The sequence below is a fragment of the Paenibacillus sp. FSL K6-1330 genome, assembly GCF_037976825.1.
In the GTDB taxonomy this organism is placed as follows: Bacteria; Bacillota; Bacilli; order Paenibacillales; family Paenibacillaceae; genus Paenibacillus_AQ.
Genome location: NZ_CP150269.1, coordinates 2,039,218 through 2,055,544, shown reverse-complemented (window position 1 = coordinate 2,055,544; position 16,327 = coordinate 2,039,218). Strand labels below are relative to the sequence as shown.

Here is a 16,327-nt window from a genome sequence, read left to right as displayed (position 1 = left end):
CATTTGCCGCATTCATGCAGCCGTGCGTGTCATTCTCGCCTTTTTCTATGCTTACATACTATCATGGGAAAACCGTCATGTGGTGTTCAACATACAGTCAAATTACGTTCAGGTTGTGTTCACTTTAGTGTCAAAATTCGCCTTACGTTCGTACTGTGTATTATTAATCGCCATCTTCAGAGGAGTCATTTTTCCACTTGTCCGGGCTATGGTGATAGTCAATCAGTTTTCGAGCTTCTTCAATCGTTGAAACCTCTTTACTTCTCGCCGTTCCAAAATCTACACGCACACCTTTTTCGCCTTTATAGAGCAAAATTACATGATCCCTATGTTCCCCCACCACTCTTTTCAGCGTATCTGTATCCTTGATCTCCCGACCGCATACCCGACACCAATCATCATGTAACCGCTCCCCGCATCGAGGACAATCAAACTTTTCCTCCATCTCTGATTCGCTCCCTTCCTGTGTTAAAAGTGTCTACTACGTTAAAACTCCGCGTTATCTTGCTCGAAAAAACCCATGAGCTTCAAACTGTTGGCCATGCTCTCGGTACCCTCAGATATCTTTCGACGGATAGTACTGTCACTTAGACCATGTCTGAAGAACAGCAACGTCTCTTTGTAAGAGTACCCCTGCATGTATCTGTAATCGACTGCTTTCTTTGCCTCGGCATCCTGAATCAATCCAAACGCTCGCTTGAGTTGCTGTGTGTAGAACTGATACCGTTGATACACCCAACGCTGCTTTTCAATTAAAATCGTAGCGTTGGCCGTCTTATCAGCATGAAGATCTTCCTGATCAATCCGGCGAGCAGCTTCGCCATCAATTGCCACTTGTTTTAGATCTTCTTCAAACTTTTCGAAATCCTGCATGAGCAATGTCATCTCTTTATATTTTCCGAGCAGGAATTTTGTGCGCTGGATCTCCGCTTCATTTGCTATTGGAAAGAGTTCTCCCTGTCCCCATGCCATCGCCATTCCCCTCAATCCCCTTTATGTTATAATCATTGAGAGGAATATATTACCGATTGCCCCCCGCCCCGACCAAGGATTAGGGGGTCTATTTTTTGTTCATTAATACTAGCAAAACTTCCGATATTAAAAATTAGGAGGTTTTTGATAATGTATTCATTCTTACTTGTAGCATTTGATGGTCTTTTAAAATCTTTAAATTATGCTCTCTATGGGTTGAAATTTATTTCTTACATATCAATAGCGGTGTTTTTAGGATTCCAGCTTAAAGTTTCTAAGGTACCCGATAGTGATGAGCTCCAAGCTTTTTTAGATTTGACAGACAGCTACACGCTACCTTTTTTAATTTATGCCGCGGCTTGTGAAGCTGCTCATATTGCTATAAAACCATTAATGAAACTAACAAAATATCTAGAGAAAAGACATTTTCAGAAACTTGAGGATCAATTTAGGAATTATTAACTCTGCTACATACTAACTTCTGCTTAAAATGTATTTAGGCCCCCGGTCTGCTTCGACCGGGGTTGTGACTCTGGTATCTATTAAGCTGCTCCGCCGTCTCTCATCATCTTGGTGACCATTTCCTTATACTTCTTCCACTTCGGCTGAATTTGGCTGGAAGGAATGCCAGCAATCTTAGAAATTTCAACCCATGTCTTACCCTCTTTCAATCGTTTTTCCAAGAACAACGGGAAATCTAATGGAATATCTTCGAAGGAAGGACGTTCTTTTAAAATGAACTGTTCCAGCTCCTCCTTACTAATCTCTTCATCGCTGGATGCCTGAGGCTCCTTAACCTCAGAAACACCATCAGTTGCAGACTCCTGATCTGATTCCTCAAAGGTCATTTCCTGTTCATCAGTTTTTTCCTCATGCTGCTGTTCCTGCATCCATTCCGGAAGATCAGAACCTTCTTGCGTTGAACCCTCACCCATGATTTCCTTTTCCGAATCGTTCAGCTCCTCGCCTTCCTCTGTCGGCGGTAAGTCCCCTGCTGGATCGCCGGAATGTTCTTCATTCCCTTTCGCTTCTGCCTCAGAAGCTGCCCCCTCTAAATCCAGCTCAGCCTGATTTTCATCCTTTTGCTCATCCGGCTGCTCGACCGATGTCACCACGCCGGAAGCATCTGTAATTACACGCCGCCCACCTTGGTAAATCTTGTAGGCATCGTCTTCATCCTCTTCGAAATCGAAAGCCATCTGCGGATCTCCTACAAAGATATTCACTTCGTTACCTTGGCTATTGCTTAGAAAATTCAGATATGGTTGAGCAGCCTTCAACGGAATTAATATTTTCATTTCTACATCTGAACCTTTGATGTTGATCCCTTTTTGAATTTCAGCAGTAAATTTCGCGTAGTTTTTAACCATCCCTATCACTTTCCCTTCTTCTTTTTAGCCGGCTTTTTAGCGGGCGGATTTATAAGGTTATGAATGACTTCCTGTTGCGGTTTAGTGAGCTGCACAGGCTCATGAATTGCTCTTATGATTTGAGCCAGGACAAAAGCATCTCGGACGTTATCGCTTGGGTGTTCAAATCCCCATCGTTTATATATGGGTAAGATTAGCTCTTCTTTAGATCCTTTCCCGACCCCGGTCACAAATTTTTTAAGCTGCGTGGGAGCAACCTCGATATACTTTTGCCTTCGCACATATAAACCAATGCGAATTGCCCAACCTATCGCGTATTGTTGTCCCACAAACGAACCCGTTGAAGCGTAGGAAAATCCCTCGATGGCCACTTTGTCGGTTGGCTGGATTAACCGGAGTGTCCTGACAACGACATCGTTGATTCGTGCAGCATCTAACGCACCATCGGCTTGGATCTCGATCCTTTTCAAGACATTACCGTTCGGGTCCAATATAGCGACCCCCGTTTTAGTTGAGTGGTCCACTCCGACGTAACGGTTCATTTCCCCACCTTCTTCAATTCTTCGGCGGCGTACAGGTAGGCCGCAGCAGCAGCCGTGTTATTGACAGCCTTTGCCTTCGTTTCAAGGTCGTCAATAACCCTTTTGATTTCGTCTCGCACTTCCATGTTTCTTGGCCCTCCTTTTTCTTGTAGACTTCGACCAGCCACGGAGCACGAAAACTTCTCCTATTTGCCGGCCGTCGTTGTCGTAGATGATTTCCCACGGTGCCTCCTGGAAGAACGGATCGATACGAGCTTCACTGCGCAAGCTTCCCGCCTCCGATCTTCATAGCGAGCTCAAATTCTTTAACGCCCTCGTCGATCTTAGAAGACTCCATGTCTGAAAACTCTATAAGCAGCTCCTGGCGATCAGGGACACTGCCTGTATGCATGAACCGATGCCTCATGTATTCGAACACGCTCCACTTGCTCCACGGACTCCCCATCATGCACCTCGACGTATGACACGTTTCTTTAATCCGCTCTTACTAATCAAAAGCAACTCAGTCGGGGTATCTTGGACGACTAGCCAAGAATCCGGAACAAGCTTCCATGCCTTCATTTCTTCTTTCTGCTTACGAGTGGGTTTTGTTGGTCTCGCTTGTTTCCCCAATCTATTCCTCCCTCACGCCCATTGGCGCTTTTCCATATTGACCACCTTGTTTGGTTTTGGTGGCTGTGGACCGGGATCCAAATGCACCCGATCGTAATTGACGAATTTATTGAATTGCTTCAGGAACACCAGCTCCACAGTACCCACAGGGCCGTTCCGCTGTTTAGCAATGATGATTTCGATGATGTTTTTCTTCTCAGATTCCTGATTGTAGTAATCATCCCGGTACAAGAAAGCCACGATATCGGCGTCCTGCTCGATCGATCCGGATTCCCGAAGGTCGCTCATCATCGGACGCTTGTCTTGCCGCTGTTCCACACCTCGGCTGAGCTGGGAAAGCGCGATGATTGGCACATCCAACTCTTTAGCCAACTGCTTTAATGTCCTGGAGATCTCCGATACCTCCTGCTGCCGATTCTCCTGCCCGCGGCCCTTGCTGACACTTGATATCAACTGCAGGTAATCGATCACAATCAGCCCAAGCCCTTCCTGCTTCTTCAACCGGCGGCATTTCGACCGAATGTCATGAACCGTGATTCCCGGGGAATCGTCAATCAGGATATTCGTTCCGCCTAATGCTCCAGCAGCTGCTGCCATCTTGGTCCAATCCTCGGACCCCATATCACCCATCTTGAGCCTACTCGCCTCGAGATTGCCCTCTGCGCTGACCATCCTTGTGACCAACTGTGCGGCGGACATCTCTAAACTGAAAATAGCGACAGGTTCCTCAATACGGGCGGCCACGTTCTGAGCGATGTTCAAGGCGAAAGCTGTTTTCCCGACCGATGGTCGCGCTGCAACGATAATCAAATCGTTCTTCTGCAAACCACCAAGGATGCTATCTAAATCCGTGTATCCTGTCTCAATTCCTGTGACTTTCCCCGTTTTATAAACCTCGGCTTTGTTCTCTGTCTCCTCGATGACCTCAACCAACACATCGTTGATCCGTTTGAAATCCTGCTTCGGCGCCGCCCTGTCGGCCAGCGTCGTTGCTACCTGTTGGGCTGATGTGATAAGACTCTGAAGGTCTGTCCCCGCAGCAGCTGCCTGGACCGTTGCCATCGTAGATCTGATATATTCCCGAAGTATGAATTTGTTGTGTACGTCGGTCACGTAGGATTCAATGTTCTCTGTCCTTGGCACGCTGTGGGCCAGTTTCGCCAGATATGATGGGCCACCGATCTCTTCAATCTGCCCTTTGTCACCAAGGCGTCCAGTCAGCGTTACAAGGTCGATCGGGATTCCCTCTTCCGTCAGCTCCGTCATCGCTTGAAAAATAAGCTGGTGGCCAGCGTGATGATACGCCTGGACTGGGAGTGCCTCTGCCTGCTCAAATACTGAAGGTTCCAACAGTATCGCGCCAAGCACGGAGCATTCGGCTGCCAATGCATGCGGCATATCTGGCATGAACATGTCAAGCACGTCTGAGTTTTGCATAAATGGACTCCTTCCAGCCTGGCGGTGGCGGGCATGCCTCCTTCTTAGCCTGGGCGCGTTCTGCGAAATACTCTTGCGTGAAAGACTTCATGCGGTCACGCTCGATCTGTTCCCCCAAGCTCCCCCGGATTTCTGAGATGCCGGGCGGCCATTTATTTGTCCTGATGTGCTGCTCGACGTTATTCAAAGCTGCGTCAAACGGGAAATCTTTGAGATATTTCAAGTGACGATCAACTTCTTCGTCACTGTCGTTAAATTGTGGGTACTCTTGCTTGATTTCGATGAAAAGGTCGATTACCTCAGCTCTGTTCACGCTGCCGTTCCTCCCTCGCACGTCTTCGTAAGTTTTCAAGTGCCTGTTGTTGCTTGCTCATTCGTTTCGGTTGCTCTGGCGTTCCCTGGGCGACTTCAGTCATCGGCGGACTGATAGTTTGGGAGTTCTGCCAAGCCTCTTCAATGCCTTCAACGTAGTACAGGAAGCTCTTGGGCATTTTAAAACGCGCACCCTCACGCTTTCGCTTGGCCTCGAGCAGGCTTGCCATAGTTCGAATGGTAAAAGGGTTAGGCGTACCTCCGGCGACCATCTTACCCATGGCTTCACGTTCGTAAGGGGTGACATGTATATCAAGCTTGTTGTGCATCTTGCAATAAGCGTTTAAAATGGCAATCATTCCGTCTATCTGAGGGTCAGCATCTTCCTCAATCCAATCCCCAGTAGTAGTAGTAATAGTAAGATCTTTAATATCTTTTAGATCAGACATATTTGTCCGATCACTATCCGAAAATGACGTCTGATCGGACATTTTTGTCTGATCAGTTTGTTTGTGATCAGACATATTTGTCTTATCACCGTCGATGTGATCGGACATTTCTGTCTGTTCATTTCCGGGTGATCGGACATTTTTGTCTGTTCTCTTTTTGGAGTTTCTGACCCAGAGTATTAAGCCTCTTGGAGCCCTGGTCACTCGTATGTATTGATGATTCTCTAAGGTGTCCAACCAGCGGCTCACAGTTTTTTCGTTGACTCCGAACCTTTCGGATATCTCAAACAACTTCATAGGCTTGTTCCCAAGGACGATGCCCCAGACCGTTCCTTCTTCTTCTCTCTCCGCCGTCGTGGAGCTTACGCACCAGAGGAAAAGCCATATCGCGCTGCCTATTCTTTTGTAATGTTCTGGCTCGAGTAATCCGGAGTATATCGGAAAAGGGTAACTGCCTTCGGGCATTTGCTCATCCCCTTAAATTGCTATTAATCCCGCACGATTTTAATAAAGGTTCCATTTACTCCTTTGCCCTGGACGCCTGCCTGAAGCCCGTCAGTAAGGGATTCAATCATTGTGGCGATCATTGGGCCGTATCCTTCTGGCTTGAAGTCAAATCCGATCAATGATCCTAATGTAAAGGCCACAGAAGTATAGAAATGTCCGTGCTGATCAATCCCTGCTGTCTTCGCTTCCTCGTTTTTTTCGGAAAGAAAGTCCACAATTTCCTTTGAACGCTGCATTAATTCTTCTTGTGTCATCTGACTCATATCGCACGCTCCCTCATAATTCGTTCTTTCCATTCCTTATCCCCCAGGCATCGGCCCGGTGATATCTCAAAGTGCCGACGCCCAAGGACATAGGAGACAAACTTTCCTGAAGACCGTTCGAAGTACATGCCGTTTAAAATAGGTTGATCAAGTTGATCTTCAAAGAGATCAAGTTGCACAGGCTCATTCACGTTTTACGCCCCCTGTCGTCCCTCAAAAACACAAACGGGTATTTGACTTTTAACACGGTCCATCCGGGGTATCCCCGGGCGAAGTAGGCCCGGGTTTCCCGCTTGAACTCATCCGGATCGGATGACATCAGCTTCCAGATCCGATTGCCCATCATGCTGCGTAGCATCGGTTGGCCAAGTTCATCATTCATGCAACAAGAACTTCAACACTGCCATCGGCGTTGTCAAAACGAATGATTTGATCAAAAGCAGCCTGTGCATCTTCTATGTGCGTGATTACTAAGACCTTTTTAAAGCGTCCGGCTACCGATTTGATTGCTTCAAGCACAAGTGCCCGATGTTCCACGTCCTGAGAGCCAAGTCCCTCGTCGATCGTAAGCCACTCAACTTTACTGCCAGCTCGTTGAGCAAGGAGTTCTGCAAGGGCGAATCGGATGGCGTAATCGATGCGAAGTTGCTCGCCACCGGAAAAAGTCTCATAAGGCCGTTCTGCTGACCAATCGCCAATCATAATGTCCAACGTCTCAGATAGACCAGCACGTGTTTTAAGTTCCTTCTGCGTCTGGAAGCGGATGTAATGCTTCCCTTTACTCATCTGACCAAGAATCTCATTGGCAATACGTTCAAGCTGTGGAACGGCGTTCTCAATGATTAGGGCCGGAATACCGTCTCGACCAAACGCCTTAATTAGTGCCTGATAACGGGTCCAACGTAGCGCCTTTGGTTCAATAGCCATGGCTACCCGGTCCCGTTCCTGCTGATCTGCCTCAAGTGCAGTAAGCACTGCCTTAATGCCGCCAATTTGTTCAGCCAGCGCTGCGAGCTGCCGGCGACGGTCTTGCAATACGTTCTGCAATTTGTCCAGCTCACGCTTCAACGAATCATACTCGAGCGTGTCGATCACTAAACTGTTTTTCTCGTTCTCCATTTCTTCCGTACGGCCTTGCTTACTGGCGATCTCCCGATCGATTGCGCCGATGCGCTCTTTCGCGTTCGCGGCAGCCTCCCGGGAGGCCCCGATCTCGTCCTTAAGCTTCGCCCAGCGTTGCAGATCATCTGCTCGAGCCGCCAATTCCGGCAGTGGTGCCAGCGTGGCTTCAAGGTTCGCCAGCTGCTGCTGCAGGTCATCCCGCCGCTTTTGCCCGTCCTTCATGCGGGACTGCTTCTCGGCGCATTGCTGCTCTAGCTGCCCCAGCAGCTCGTCCTTACCAGAGAGTGCCGCATAGGATGTTGCTGCCTCTCGCAGTTGGTCTACCTTGGCCTTGCAGTCCCGGTGTACCGCCGGATCGTAACCTAGCTCCTGTTGCTCCGTCCGGATTTCAGCGATGATAGCGGCAAGTCGGTTCAATTCCGTGCGGTCCAGATCAAGTAGACGCTGCCGCAATTCCGGAAGCTCTGCAACGGCCGCCGCGGCAGCCTGCTGAAACTTGCATGTCGGAAGACAGCCACTGTCATGGATGTGCGCCTCTTGCTGCTCGAGCGACGCGATCTTCTCAGAAAGACGACGTTCTTCATTTTCAAGCCGAGTCTCTTCTCGTTCCCGCTGCATTTCGGTCACCTGCAGATCGGTAGCCAAGAGGTTCCAACGCTCGGCAGTGGTATCGTAGTCCTTCAGCCGTGCCGCCTCCGCCTCGTATTCCCCTGCCTGCTGCCGGAGCACATCACGACCAGTAAGTTGCTGCTTCATAGCTAGGATGCGATCGCCCAACCTAATCGTTTCATCTTCCAGTTGGTAAACCTCAGCCTCGGTCGCTGTTAAATCGCGCTGCAGGCGCTCCTGTTCAGGCTGTCGAGCCTCGAGTACGGTGATCTGCTGCTTGACCTGATCCAGCTCGTTCGCTTTTGCCAAGATGCCCGCCTCGTTCGCAAGAATCTTCTCGGCGCGCTCAAGGCGTTCGTGATGGTTAGATCTTTCCTTTTGCAACGCGCCAATCTCGTCATCAATCGTCGATAGATCCCGATCAATTTGCAATATGCGGGAACGTTTTACCTCGAGCACGGCGAGCTGTGGTTCGCTTTCCCGAACCACCCGCTCGTCTCCAGACACCAAAGACTGAATTGCGACGTGCTGGTCCTCTACCGTCTGCAGCTCCTTCACCTTCTCAAGTCTTCCATCAAGGCGTTCATCCAGCGTCAGAAGCTTGTCCTTCGCTTTCTCTATCTCGATATGAAGCAAGGCGGCCCGCTGCCGCGCACGTTCTTGAAGTTGCTCGTATACATTCAGTCCGAGAATTTGGGACAAAATTTCTTTCCGCTTGCCGGCGGTAGCTCCGGTAAAGGCGTTGGCTTGTCCTTGAAGGATCATGCTGCTGGCCGTGAACGTCTCGTCGTCCAGGTTGAGCAGATTGCGGATCACAGCTTCGGTATCGACGATCTTCTCAGCCGATCGGCTTTCCCAGGCTCCGTTAACCTGCTGCTGAAGCTCAAGCGTAGATTTGCCTTTACCCTTTGTACTCCGCGTCCGGATGACCCGGTATACATTGCTTTGATGCTCAAAATGAAACTCGAAGGACATTTCTTGAGCTCCCCTGCGAACAAGGTCGTCCAGGCTGATGCCCTTGATTACGTCACCGAAGAGTGCGAAGCGCGGACCCAAGGTAAATGCTGATGACTTGCCAGCCCCATTTGGGCCGGCGATCGCTGCCAACGTCACCGCCGACAAATCAATGTCGCCGTGTTCAATGGCTCTGAAATTGTGGATGATAAGGCGTAATGGAATCATGTAATATCCTCCTAATCGCAGTAGCTACGATTGCAATGAGGGCAACCGGTGACCAGTTCTTTACCTGCTTTTTCAATTGTTATGCCGGTGATATGATTGCAATCTGGAGAGTCGGCAGCCACACGAATTCCCCTGCCATTTTCATATTTCCAACCGATAGGCTGGTAAATATTTTGATTACAGTTCCAACAACGTCCTGTGTTTGGTGCGAAGTGAGGTGCTTCGTGCTCTTCGCAATATTTCTTCTGAGCCTCGATACTCTCATTTGTGTTGTACATTTAAAATGCTCCCTCCATTAGTTCAGTCGTCATTGCCTGCAGCTCACTAATCTCTGTCGTTTCATACTCCTGGTTGTTTCCCCAAGCAGCCAATGCTGTCAATGGATTCAACCCTTCGGTTACTTCGGTATCACGGATTCGTTCTGATCGTTCAACTTCAGCTCGTATTTCAGCGACGAAGAATGCGCCAGCATCGTACAATGCCTTTTCAAGCGAGCGCCGGTCGAACCGCTTCTGCAACTCCTCGCTGCAGGCGTACCGTACCCGGACGATTGCGTCCTTGATAGCAGCAAAGTCGTCCACTTGACCGTCAAGCCAGGCGGCCACATCCATGTCGCACCAGTCAATCGTTTTAAATTTTCGAGCAGGAGTTTCAATAAAATGTGATCTGACTCCGGGTATTGGTCCTGAAAGTGTGACACCGTCCAGATCGTGAATCCAAAATCCCGGAGTCGTTCGTTCATCACCGAAATTATGCCGTTCTGGCGCACCGCTGTAATAAACGTTGCTGCCAGTGAGCTGCGGCCTGTGAATGTGGCCTAGGCAAACGAGATCAAACATCTTTGCAGCCCGTTCCGTCAGGATTGGTTCGTTTTGAAGTAAAGCATCCTCGAAGCCAGTGTCGGCGAGATCGAAGGTTAGATGACTCATTAGGATATTGGGCTGCTTACTGCTGCATTGAGACCGCAGCCTCCTACATTCCTCAGTGATCCATTCGGTCATGCGTTGGTGGAACTCATGAGGTGGTAAACCTGCAAATTCTTTCTCGGTAGCGAAGGAACTACGATTCATGCCGGGTAGACATGATATGTTGACACCCCTCACTTGATGGACCCCGGACTCCGTGAAGACGTTGACACGCGAGATCTTCATCTCCCGTATCAAATGGTAGGCGCTAATCGCATCATGTGACGGCGTGCCGCTGATCACGATTACCTCAATGTCGGCGTCTGACAACTTACGAAGCCAGGCGACAAACGCTTTGATTTCCGCCGTTGCCCGATCGATGAACACGCGGGCGTCTTTAAAAGCGTCCCCGTCGAATAGCACCAGCTCGCATCCCTCTTCGATAATGCGGTCAGCGGACCAATCCATCGTGCGGGTAATGTCTTCAAATCTCGCTGCTGGCGTGGGGCCCGGATACCCGAAACCCCAGTGACTGTCTCCAATATGAGCTATTTTCATCGCATGTCCGCCGGCAGATCATTAAAGTTAATTTCTCCTTGATCTCCGCCTCCACCAAACTCCAGGTAATCGCCAACCGTTTTCCAATCAGCTTCAGACTGAATGTCCTGAACCACCTTCTTAACCGGTCGCCCAAGAGCCGTGCTGGCTTCTTCAGCTAAACCATTCCAATCAAGTCCTTGGTTTTTCATCAAAGAGAGCACTCGATTTTTTTGAACATTACTGTTTGCACCACTAGAACGTGGGTTGCTTTGTGAAGAACGAGATCCGCTACTTTGACGCGTCTGCCGTGGTGGTGGAGTGCTTCTTCCTTCGGGATCTCCGTCGGGATCTTCTCCTTGTAAATAAGCTTCGAGTTCGTCTTGCGTCTGAGCAAAAATCCCACTTGATCGAGTAGCAGACAGCACTGCATCTACAAGCGCACGTTTCTTAGCCATCTTAAGCACCGTATTCCAAATAGAATGCATGTCGTCATTTTCCATCCGATATTGCACATACTTGCCGTATTGTCCGCTACGTTCTTTCGACACTAAGTCTTCTTTGTTAATTCCTTTAGGAACGTCCTTTTCAGACACCCAGCGCCAACGGTAACGACTTTCATACGTATTCGCATGGCCAACACCCTCAGCGATAATCGAACCGGTCCCTCGATGAAGCAATCGAATTGTCACGTCGACTGCATAGTAGCCCGATTCGTGAACCTTATCCTCAACTTTAGATGCAATTGTTGGGGCCAGATTGTAGAACTCACATAACCCCTCGGCCCCAGCTTTATAAAGGGTTGGTTTGTCTGTACCCGGTATAATTCCGTAATCCACGCCGTCTTGCATCACTTCACGAAAAAACTCTTTGGTCAGGTTCAACTTTTGTTTCATGGCATCCAGCTTTCTTCGAAGATCCGTGGCACTGCCGAATTCAAGATCAACGATTGCCCCTCCCCCGGTGTTTCCACCGGAGGATGAGGGCATGACTGTCAGGTTAGTTTCATCCAATTAAGCCACCCCCTGAAGGAGCCCAGCAGCAGCTTGCAACGCCCGGAGCTCGTCCTTCAATTTGCCCAACCTCACCGCGGCATTCTTCAAATTCAGTTCGGCTTCGGAGAGGTTTCCACGCTCATCAACTGTGTGTGCCCGCATTTGAGCAGCACGAATTTCAGCGTTTTTCCCTTCAATAACATTGCCGAGTAACAAATCATCTTCCTTTTGTTGAAGCACTTCTTTAGCAGTTACCACGCTGCTGTTTGCCTCCAGTACTTCATCCTCCGCTACTGCGATCTCTGCCGGCAAAGCCAATAATCTATTTGCGATCTCTTGTTTTTTCATGCGATTTCCTCCTCAACGGATTGTTTGATTTCGTGATTTAAGATTGCTTGTTGATCCGGAGTCTCTGGATAGCGAATGCCATCCAGGAACGACCTAATTTTGAATTCCACCTCAGCCAATTGCTCCGGATCGGCATGTAGTTGAAATGAACCTGTTTGCTGCCGAATAGTCAGTACGGGTGGAGAATATTGTGTAGCCGGCTGAATCTCCACATCGATTGTCCGACCAGATACATCAGCCGAAAAGGCAGTTGACAATTGAATCACTCCCTCTTGTGTTTATTGCCCTCATCTGCTAATATGGGGGCAACAAAATTAATTTTTGGCACCAGATATGACCCGTTGCTGCGGGTCATTTTCTGTTTTCGCAGTTTCCACTGGTCCGTCTTCTACAAATTCCTGCCACTCCACGATGACTGGGCAATTCTCAACACTGGCAATGACTTTTTCATTCTCATCCAGCACCCAGAACTCCGAAATGTTGTCATAGCCCACTTGTTTGATCTCAATTACTTCCCGGTTGTTGACTTCTGTACCGACTTCAAAGATCCGGGTAGGATTACTAACGACTGTCAGCTTTTGAATCACTTGCATGGTTTGTCCTCCCTTCGTATGTATTTTTCAAGGTGGGCCGGGGGTTGACACCACCTTGGATGCGTTAGTCGCATCTCTCGACGCCGAACAGGTTAGAAAACTGTCCGACGCCGAGAGACAAAGCTAAAGCTCTGTCTCATATATTCAATTCGCGTTCGATCCGGGCCAGGGCTACCGCCATTTCTGATGCAGGTAAAGTTTTTAAGAGATAGGCTGCATTGGTCCAGTTCCGGTAAGCTTCTTCTCGTTGACTGTTGAGCTCATTCAATCGCTGAGTGTTTTCCGGATCCTCCTGAATGAATTGAGAGATAGATTCTGTGCTTGCTCTAAGTGCTTGTGTGGTAGCGATATATACGTCTGCAGGTGATTGGGCGACTGGGTTGTTCATAGCTCAAACCCCTTGCGCTTCTGACGTTCACCATTTAAAATAGACATCAAGAGACTCATTAGTCGTGATCTCAGTCGAGACTGCCCTGCCAGGCGGTCTTTTTTCATTTCCAATTCTTTTTCCGCGAATCTGATCATGTTGTTTAGATACACAACTCCGTTATAAAGCTTGTCGGGCTGCATCTTATCCGGATTTCGAGAAATCACATCGAGATTGTGAGATGCTGACTTCGCAGCTAAGCGTGCTTGTTCAACTAGATCCTCTCTTTTCAAATCAATCATCCTCCTATAAATGGCATTATGCTTTGCATGATCGATAGCCCGTCCATTCCGCAAAGGAATGCGACCACCACTTCTTTAGCACCGGTAACTTCCACCCATCTGAGCATGGTCGGCATGTCCGGGATTTTGTGGTCATTCTCATATTTCGAAATGCAAGCCTGGGTCCGGTGAAGTCTTGCGGCCATTTCCTCTTGTGTCAATCCAGCCCGTTCCCGGCAAGCCTGCATAATTGCACCAAATTTCATTGTTCTTTCACCTCCCCCGAATATTCCATTTTGGAATAGGAAAGTGTGGTTCAACCTTGTAGTATGTAATTAGAGCTTTTCCCCACCCCAATCCCCTCACCCGCTGGAGCTGGATCCGCTCCGGCGGGTTTCTTCAATCCTTTTCAAGCTTTCCGTCGCTTCTTTTAAAACTCTCTTTCTTTCAAGCTTCGATAGCTTTTCCGGATTTATAGCGTACTTCGGAAGCGACATGTCCAACGCGATCCCGACATCAATGCTTTTCAACAGGCTTCTCGTTACTGTTGCTGATACACAAGCAGTTCTGGAGGTTTGACGCATCCACCGAAAGCGCATCTTATGCCACCCTTCCCTTCCCTTTCACCTTCGATTTTTCACCAACATTGTCCCGGATCCACTCGGTATGTTCGTCAATCCAAATCATTAACAAATGGGTAGGAACTCGCGGATGGCCGAATTCACGTATTACCGGAAAATCCTCACGATTTAAGAGTTCAGAAGCTTTGGTCGCTCCAATATCCAGTAGATCTTGAAATTGTGACTTTGTAAGCAATGGAGGAAGGTTGTTCTTTAAAGAGTGACGTTCCAAAGCCTGATCTACAGCAGTATTAATTGCTTCCTGTAACTGACCGAAATCCAACTCCACTTTAAAAAGACCTGCACCCATTAGATCACCTCCTTCTCCTCAGATGTTATGGATGAATCATCAACTAATATTGAGCATTCATCAACTCTGTTTTCAAAAAAAATTTCTTTTGTTAAGTGATTCATACTGATCCCAAATTTTTCTGCTAGAATTGGCAAATGCTCAGCTTTCAGTTTATTTTCTCCAGATTCAACTCGTGAGTAACCACCAGCTGTAAGTAGTCCCAATGCGTCTGCCATTTCTTGTAGAGAAATTTTTTTTGAAGTTCTGAGGTTCTTTAGTTTCCCGTAATTAATCATCTTTCCTTTTCACCACCTTATTTGATGAATAATCAAGTTGTTAACTCAATGGTAATTGATGAATAATCAAATGTCAACGAATAAATTGCTGTTTAATCAACTAAATTTAAAAAAATTGTCATTCATGGTATTCTGTATTTGATGAATCAGCAAATTTGGAGGAATACTATATGTCTTTAGGACTTAGAATCAAAGAGTTAAGGAAAGACAAAAAATTAACTCAACGTGAATTGGCTCAGAAACTTGAGATTGATAATACTACCGTCTCAAAATGGGAAGCCGACGTATATGAACCAGATACTAACACTCTCAATAAACTTGCTGATTTTTTCGAAGTTACAACAGACTACCTTTTGGGAAGAACTGAAAATCCTAAGGGTTATGAGACAAACATGTCCTTCTACGGAGGCCCAGAAAACTATACCGAAGACGAAATCGAGGAAATGGAGGCTGCTTTGGAACGATATCGAGCAATGAAACGACGAGCAGCTGAACAAGCGGAAAAAGACTCAAAAAAATAGTAGAAGAACAGGCCAGCGATGGCTTTTCTTTTTAAGCATAAACAGAACATACATTCTTATTGAGGGGATGTTTTCCTATGATCAGAATTGGAGTTAGTAAATCAAATAGCATGTTCCACGAGCCAGTGATCGTAAAGTCAATCGTCGAGGATCCAGGTCCACAACATATTATTAGTCTTCTTACCCTCTCACGGGACAAAACTGAACCGACGAAAGGTATAAAAAGCAAATAGCCTAAACGTCCCTCTTAGCCGGAAACGGTTTTTATTTTGCCAACCATAACGAACATACATTCTAATCAGAGGTGCAGTTATGTTATTTCCCCACTATCAAGAGACGTCACTTGAACAATCAATATCTAAACACTACAAATTACATAAGTTCTGGAATACAGAAGCCCTGTTGGATATTGATCGTATTGCAGAATCATTTGATGTTGACCTGAAGTACGATACATGCAAGTCAGTTTCTGATAACAAAGAAAAAATTATAATTCTTGATAAACGATTGACTAGTTTACAACAACGAAAAATATTCTTTCACGAATTGTGTCATGTGCTACGGCATGTAGGCGATCAGCGTAAAATGCCTCTACTTTTCAGGGAAGGCCAAGAAGCAGAAGCTGAGAACTTTGTGTTGTATGCGTCTATGCCTTTCTTTATGATATCTCCGCTAAAATTACCTGATCGCCAAAATGATGGAGTGCAATTTTTATCATCTACTTTCAAAGTACCCTTAAAGTTGGCAAAACGGAGACTTGAACAGATCCAACGCAGAGAACTCCAAGGAAAGCTATTTATCGACTCATCTAGACAGCAGTTAACAAAGAACCATGCTATTGAAGAAACACAGGTAAGTTTTGGGGAGACGACGTTCTATGCGTATTATGATTCAACCGAGGATTATATAGAACCATCCCAAATCATTATTCAAGTCGATAAAGAGACGTTGATGTCACAGGAAGAACTCCTCTTCGATTTAGGAGGACATTTTGAACGAATTGAGGAAAATGAGTTGCAAGTTTTCACTGATTCTAAACCGGTCAAATTTCATGACTTAGACTATACCAAAGATGGGAGAATCAGTTTAAGGCTGAGCCATCTCGCAAGCAGATATTATAATTCAGCATACAAGTTTGTCATTCAAAAAAAAGAAATTGAGGAACTTCTGAGATTCCATGGCGATGAGTTTTAAG

27 protein-coding genes are annotated in these 16,327 nt (G+C 47.2%); 3 read left to right on the top strand and 24 right to left on the bottom strand.

Annotation, left to right across the window (positions count from 1 at the left end; genetic code table 11):
* Positions 1-163 precede the first annotated feature (163 nt).
* Positions 164-445 (bottom strand): hypothetical protein, encoded by a 282-nt coding sequence (locus tag NYE54_RS09190; RefSeq protein WP_339271705.1) that lies wholly within the window; start codon positions 443-445, stop codon positions 164-166.
* Positions 446-486: 41 nt separating this feature from the next.
* Positions 487-978 carry a hypothetical protein gene (locus tag NYE54_RS09185; RefSeq protein WP_339271703.1) on the bottom strand — a complete coding sequence of 164 codons (492 nt, stop codon included), beginning with the start codon at positions 976-978 and terminating at the stop codon, positions 487-489.
* Positions 979-1,122: 144 nt separating this feature from the next.
* Here NYE54_RS09185 and NYE54_RS09180 point away from each other — a divergent pair, with 144 nt between their 5' ends.
* On the top strand, positions 1,123-1,434 hold the full coding sequence (locus NYE54_RS09180; RefSeq protein ID WP_339271701.1) for a hypothetical protein: 312 nt from the start codon (positions 1,123-1,125) through the stop codon (positions 1,432-1,434).
* Between the two features lie 80 nt (positions 1,435-1,514).
* Here NYE54_RS09180 and NYE54_RS09175 read toward each other — a convergent pair whose 3' ends face one another.
* The 22 genes from NYE54_RS09175 to NYE54_RS09070 form a co-directional block, all read right to left on the bottom strand.
* Positions 1,515-2,342, bottom strand: a complete 828-nt coding sequence (locus NYE54_RS09175; protein ID WP_339271699.1) for a hypothetical protein — start codon at positions 2,340-2,342, stop codon at positions 1,515-1,517.
* Positions 2,343-2,347: 5 nt separating this feature from the next.
* Positions 2,348-2,884 (bottom strand): hypothetical protein, encoded by a 537-nt coding sequence (locus NYE54_RS09170; RefSeq protein WP_339271697.1) that lies wholly within the window; start codon positions 2,882-2,884, stop codon positions 2,348-2,350.
* A complete protein-coding gene (locus NYE54_RS09165; protein ID WP_339271695.1) occupies positions 2,881-3,009 on the bottom strand; it encodes a hypothetical protein in 129 nt (42 codons plus the stop codon). Before NYE54_RS09165 ends, NYE54_RS09170 begins: the two co-directional genes overlap by 4 nt.
* A 131-nt stretch (positions 3,010-3,140) precedes the next feature.
* Positions 3,141-3,275, bottom strand: coding sequence for a hypothetical protein (locus tag NYE54_RS09160; RefSeq protein WP_339271693.1), 135 nt, complete (start codon positions 3,273-3,275; stop codon positions 3,141-3,143).
* 233 nt (positions 3,276-3,508) lie between these two features.
* Positions 3,509-4,933, bottom strand: coding sequence for a replicative DNA helicase (gene dnaB / locus NYE54_RS09155; RefSeq protein ID WP_339271691.1), 1,425 nt, complete (start codon positions 4,931-4,933; stop codon positions 3,509-3,511).
* Entirely contained in the window at positions 4,911-5,246 is a 336-nt protein-coding gene (locus NYE54_RS09150; protein ID WP_339271689.1) for a replicative helicase loader/inhibitor, read from the bottom strand. Before NYE54_RS09150 ends, dnaB begins: the two co-directional genes overlap by 23 nt.
* On the bottom strand, positions 5,233-6,159 hold the full coding sequence (locus tag NYE54_RS09145; protein ID WP_339271687.1) for a hypothetical protein: 927 nt from the start codon (positions 6,157-6,159) through the stop codon (positions 5,233-5,235). The genes NYE54_RS09150 and NYE54_RS09145 overlap by 14 nt, the downstream gene beginning before the upstream one ends.
* Before the next feature lie 23 nt (positions 6,160-6,182).
* A complete protein-coding gene (locus tag NYE54_RS09140; RefSeq protein ID WP_339271685.1) occupies positions 6,183-6,464 on the bottom strand; it encodes a hypothetical protein in 282 nt (93 codons plus the stop codon).
* The gene (locus tag NYE54_RS09135; RefSeq protein WP_339271683.1) at positions 6,461-6,655 is read right to left on the bottom strand and encodes a hypothetical protein; all 195 of its coding nucleotides are present in this window, start codon (positions 6,653-6,655) and stop codon (positions 6,461-6,463) included. The genes NYE54_RS09140 and NYE54_RS09135 overlap by 4 nt, the downstream gene beginning before the upstream one ends.
* A complete protein-coding gene (locus NYE54_RS09130) occupies positions 6,652-6,846 on the bottom strand; it encodes a hypothetical protein (RefSeq protein ID WP_339271682.1) in 195 nt (64 codons plus the stop codon). Before NYE54_RS09130 ends, NYE54_RS09135 begins: the two co-directional genes overlap by 4 nt.
* Positions 6,843-9,377 (bottom strand): SMC family ATPase, encoded by a 2,535-nt coding sequence (locus NYE54_RS09125; protein ID WP_339271680.1) that lies wholly within the window; start codon positions 9,375-9,377, stop codon positions 6,843-6,845. The genes NYE54_RS09130 and NYE54_RS09125 overlap by 4 nt, the downstream gene beginning before the upstream one ends.
* Before the next feature lie 11 nt (positions 9,378-9,388).
* Positions 9,389-9,655, bottom strand: coding sequence for a hypothetical protein (locus tag NYE54_RS09120; RefSeq protein WP_339271678.1), 267 nt, complete (start codon positions 9,653-9,655; stop codon positions 9,389-9,391).
* The gene (locus NYE54_RS09115) at positions 9,656-10,840 is read right to left on the bottom strand and encodes a metallophosphoesterase (RefSeq protein ID WP_339271677.1); all 1,185 of its coding nucleotides are present in this window, start codon (positions 10,838-10,840) and stop codon (positions 9,656-9,658) included.
* Positions 10,837-11,832 carry a hypothetical protein gene (locus tag NYE54_RS09110; RefSeq protein WP_339271675.1) on the bottom strand — a complete coding sequence of 332 codons (996 nt, stop codon included), beginning with the start codon at positions 11,830-11,832 and terminating at the stop codon, positions 10,837-10,839. Before NYE54_RS09110 ends, NYE54_RS09115 begins: the two co-directional genes overlap by 4 nt.
* Entirely contained in the window at positions 11,833-12,162 is a 330-nt protein-coding gene (locus NYE54_RS09105) for a hypothetical protein (protein ID WP_339271673.1), read from the bottom strand. It lies immediately after the preceding gene.
* A complete protein-coding gene (locus tag NYE54_RS09100; protein WP_339271672.1) occupies positions 12,159-12,428 on the bottom strand; it encodes a hypothetical protein in 270 nt (89 codons plus the stop codon). Before NYE54_RS09100 ends, NYE54_RS09105 begins: the two co-directional genes overlap by 4 nt.
* Before the next feature lie 48 nt (positions 12,429-12,476).
* On the bottom strand, positions 12,477-12,755 hold the full coding sequence (locus NYE54_RS09095; RefSeq protein WP_339271670.1) for a hypothetical protein: 279 nt from the start codon (positions 12,753-12,755) through the stop codon (positions 12,477-12,479).
* 136 nt (positions 12,756-12,891) lie between these two features.
* Positions 12,892-13,143 (bottom strand): hypothetical protein, encoded by a 252-nt coding sequence (locus tag NYE54_RS09090; protein ID WP_339271668.1) that lies wholly within the window; start codon positions 13,141-13,143, stop codon positions 12,892-12,894.
* Complete coding sequence (locus tag NYE54_RS09085) at positions 13,140-13,415, bottom strand: hypothetical protein (RefSeq protein WP_339271666.1); 276 nt, start codon at positions 13,413-13,415, stop codon at positions 13,140-13,142. Before NYE54_RS09085 ends, NYE54_RS09090 begins: the two co-directional genes overlap by 4 nt.
* Before the next feature lie 5 nt (positions 13,416-13,420).
* Positions 13,421-13,669, bottom strand: coding sequence for a helix-turn-helix transcriptional regulator (locus NYE54_RS09080; RefSeq protein WP_100538144.1), 249 nt, complete (start codon positions 13,667-13,669; stop codon positions 13,421-13,423).
* Positions 13,670-14,003: 334 nt separating this feature from the next.
* Positions 14,004-14,333 (bottom strand): DNA-binding protein, encoded by a 330-nt coding sequence (locus tag NYE54_RS09075; RefSeq protein WP_339271663.1) that lies wholly within the window; start codon positions 14,331-14,333, stop codon positions 14,004-14,006.
* Positions 14,333-14,611 (bottom strand): helix-turn-helix transcriptional regulator, encoded by a 279-nt coding sequence (locus NYE54_RS09070; protein WP_339271661.1) that lies wholly within the window; start codon positions 14,609-14,611, stop codon positions 14,333-14,335. Before NYE54_RS09070 ends, NYE54_RS09075 begins: the two co-directional genes overlap by 1 nt.
* Positions 14,612-14,781: 170 nt before the next feature.
* Here NYE54_RS09070 and NYE54_RS09065 point away from each other — a divergent pair, with 170 nt between their 5' ends.
* Together NYE54_RS09065 and NYE54_RS09060 are read left to right on the top strand one after the other, a co-directional pair.
* A complete protein-coding gene (locus NYE54_RS09065; protein ID WP_339271659.1) occupies positions 14,782-15,132 on the top strand; it encodes a helix-turn-helix transcriptional regulator in 351 nt (116 codons plus the stop codon).
* Between the two features lie 312 nt (positions 15,133-15,444).
* Entirely contained in the window at positions 15,445-16,326 is an 882-nt protein-coding gene (locus NYE54_RS09060) for an ImmA/IrrE family metallo-endopeptidase (RefSeq protein ID WP_339271658.1), read from the top strand.
* The last annotated feature ends 1 nt before the right edge of the window (position 16,327 follow it).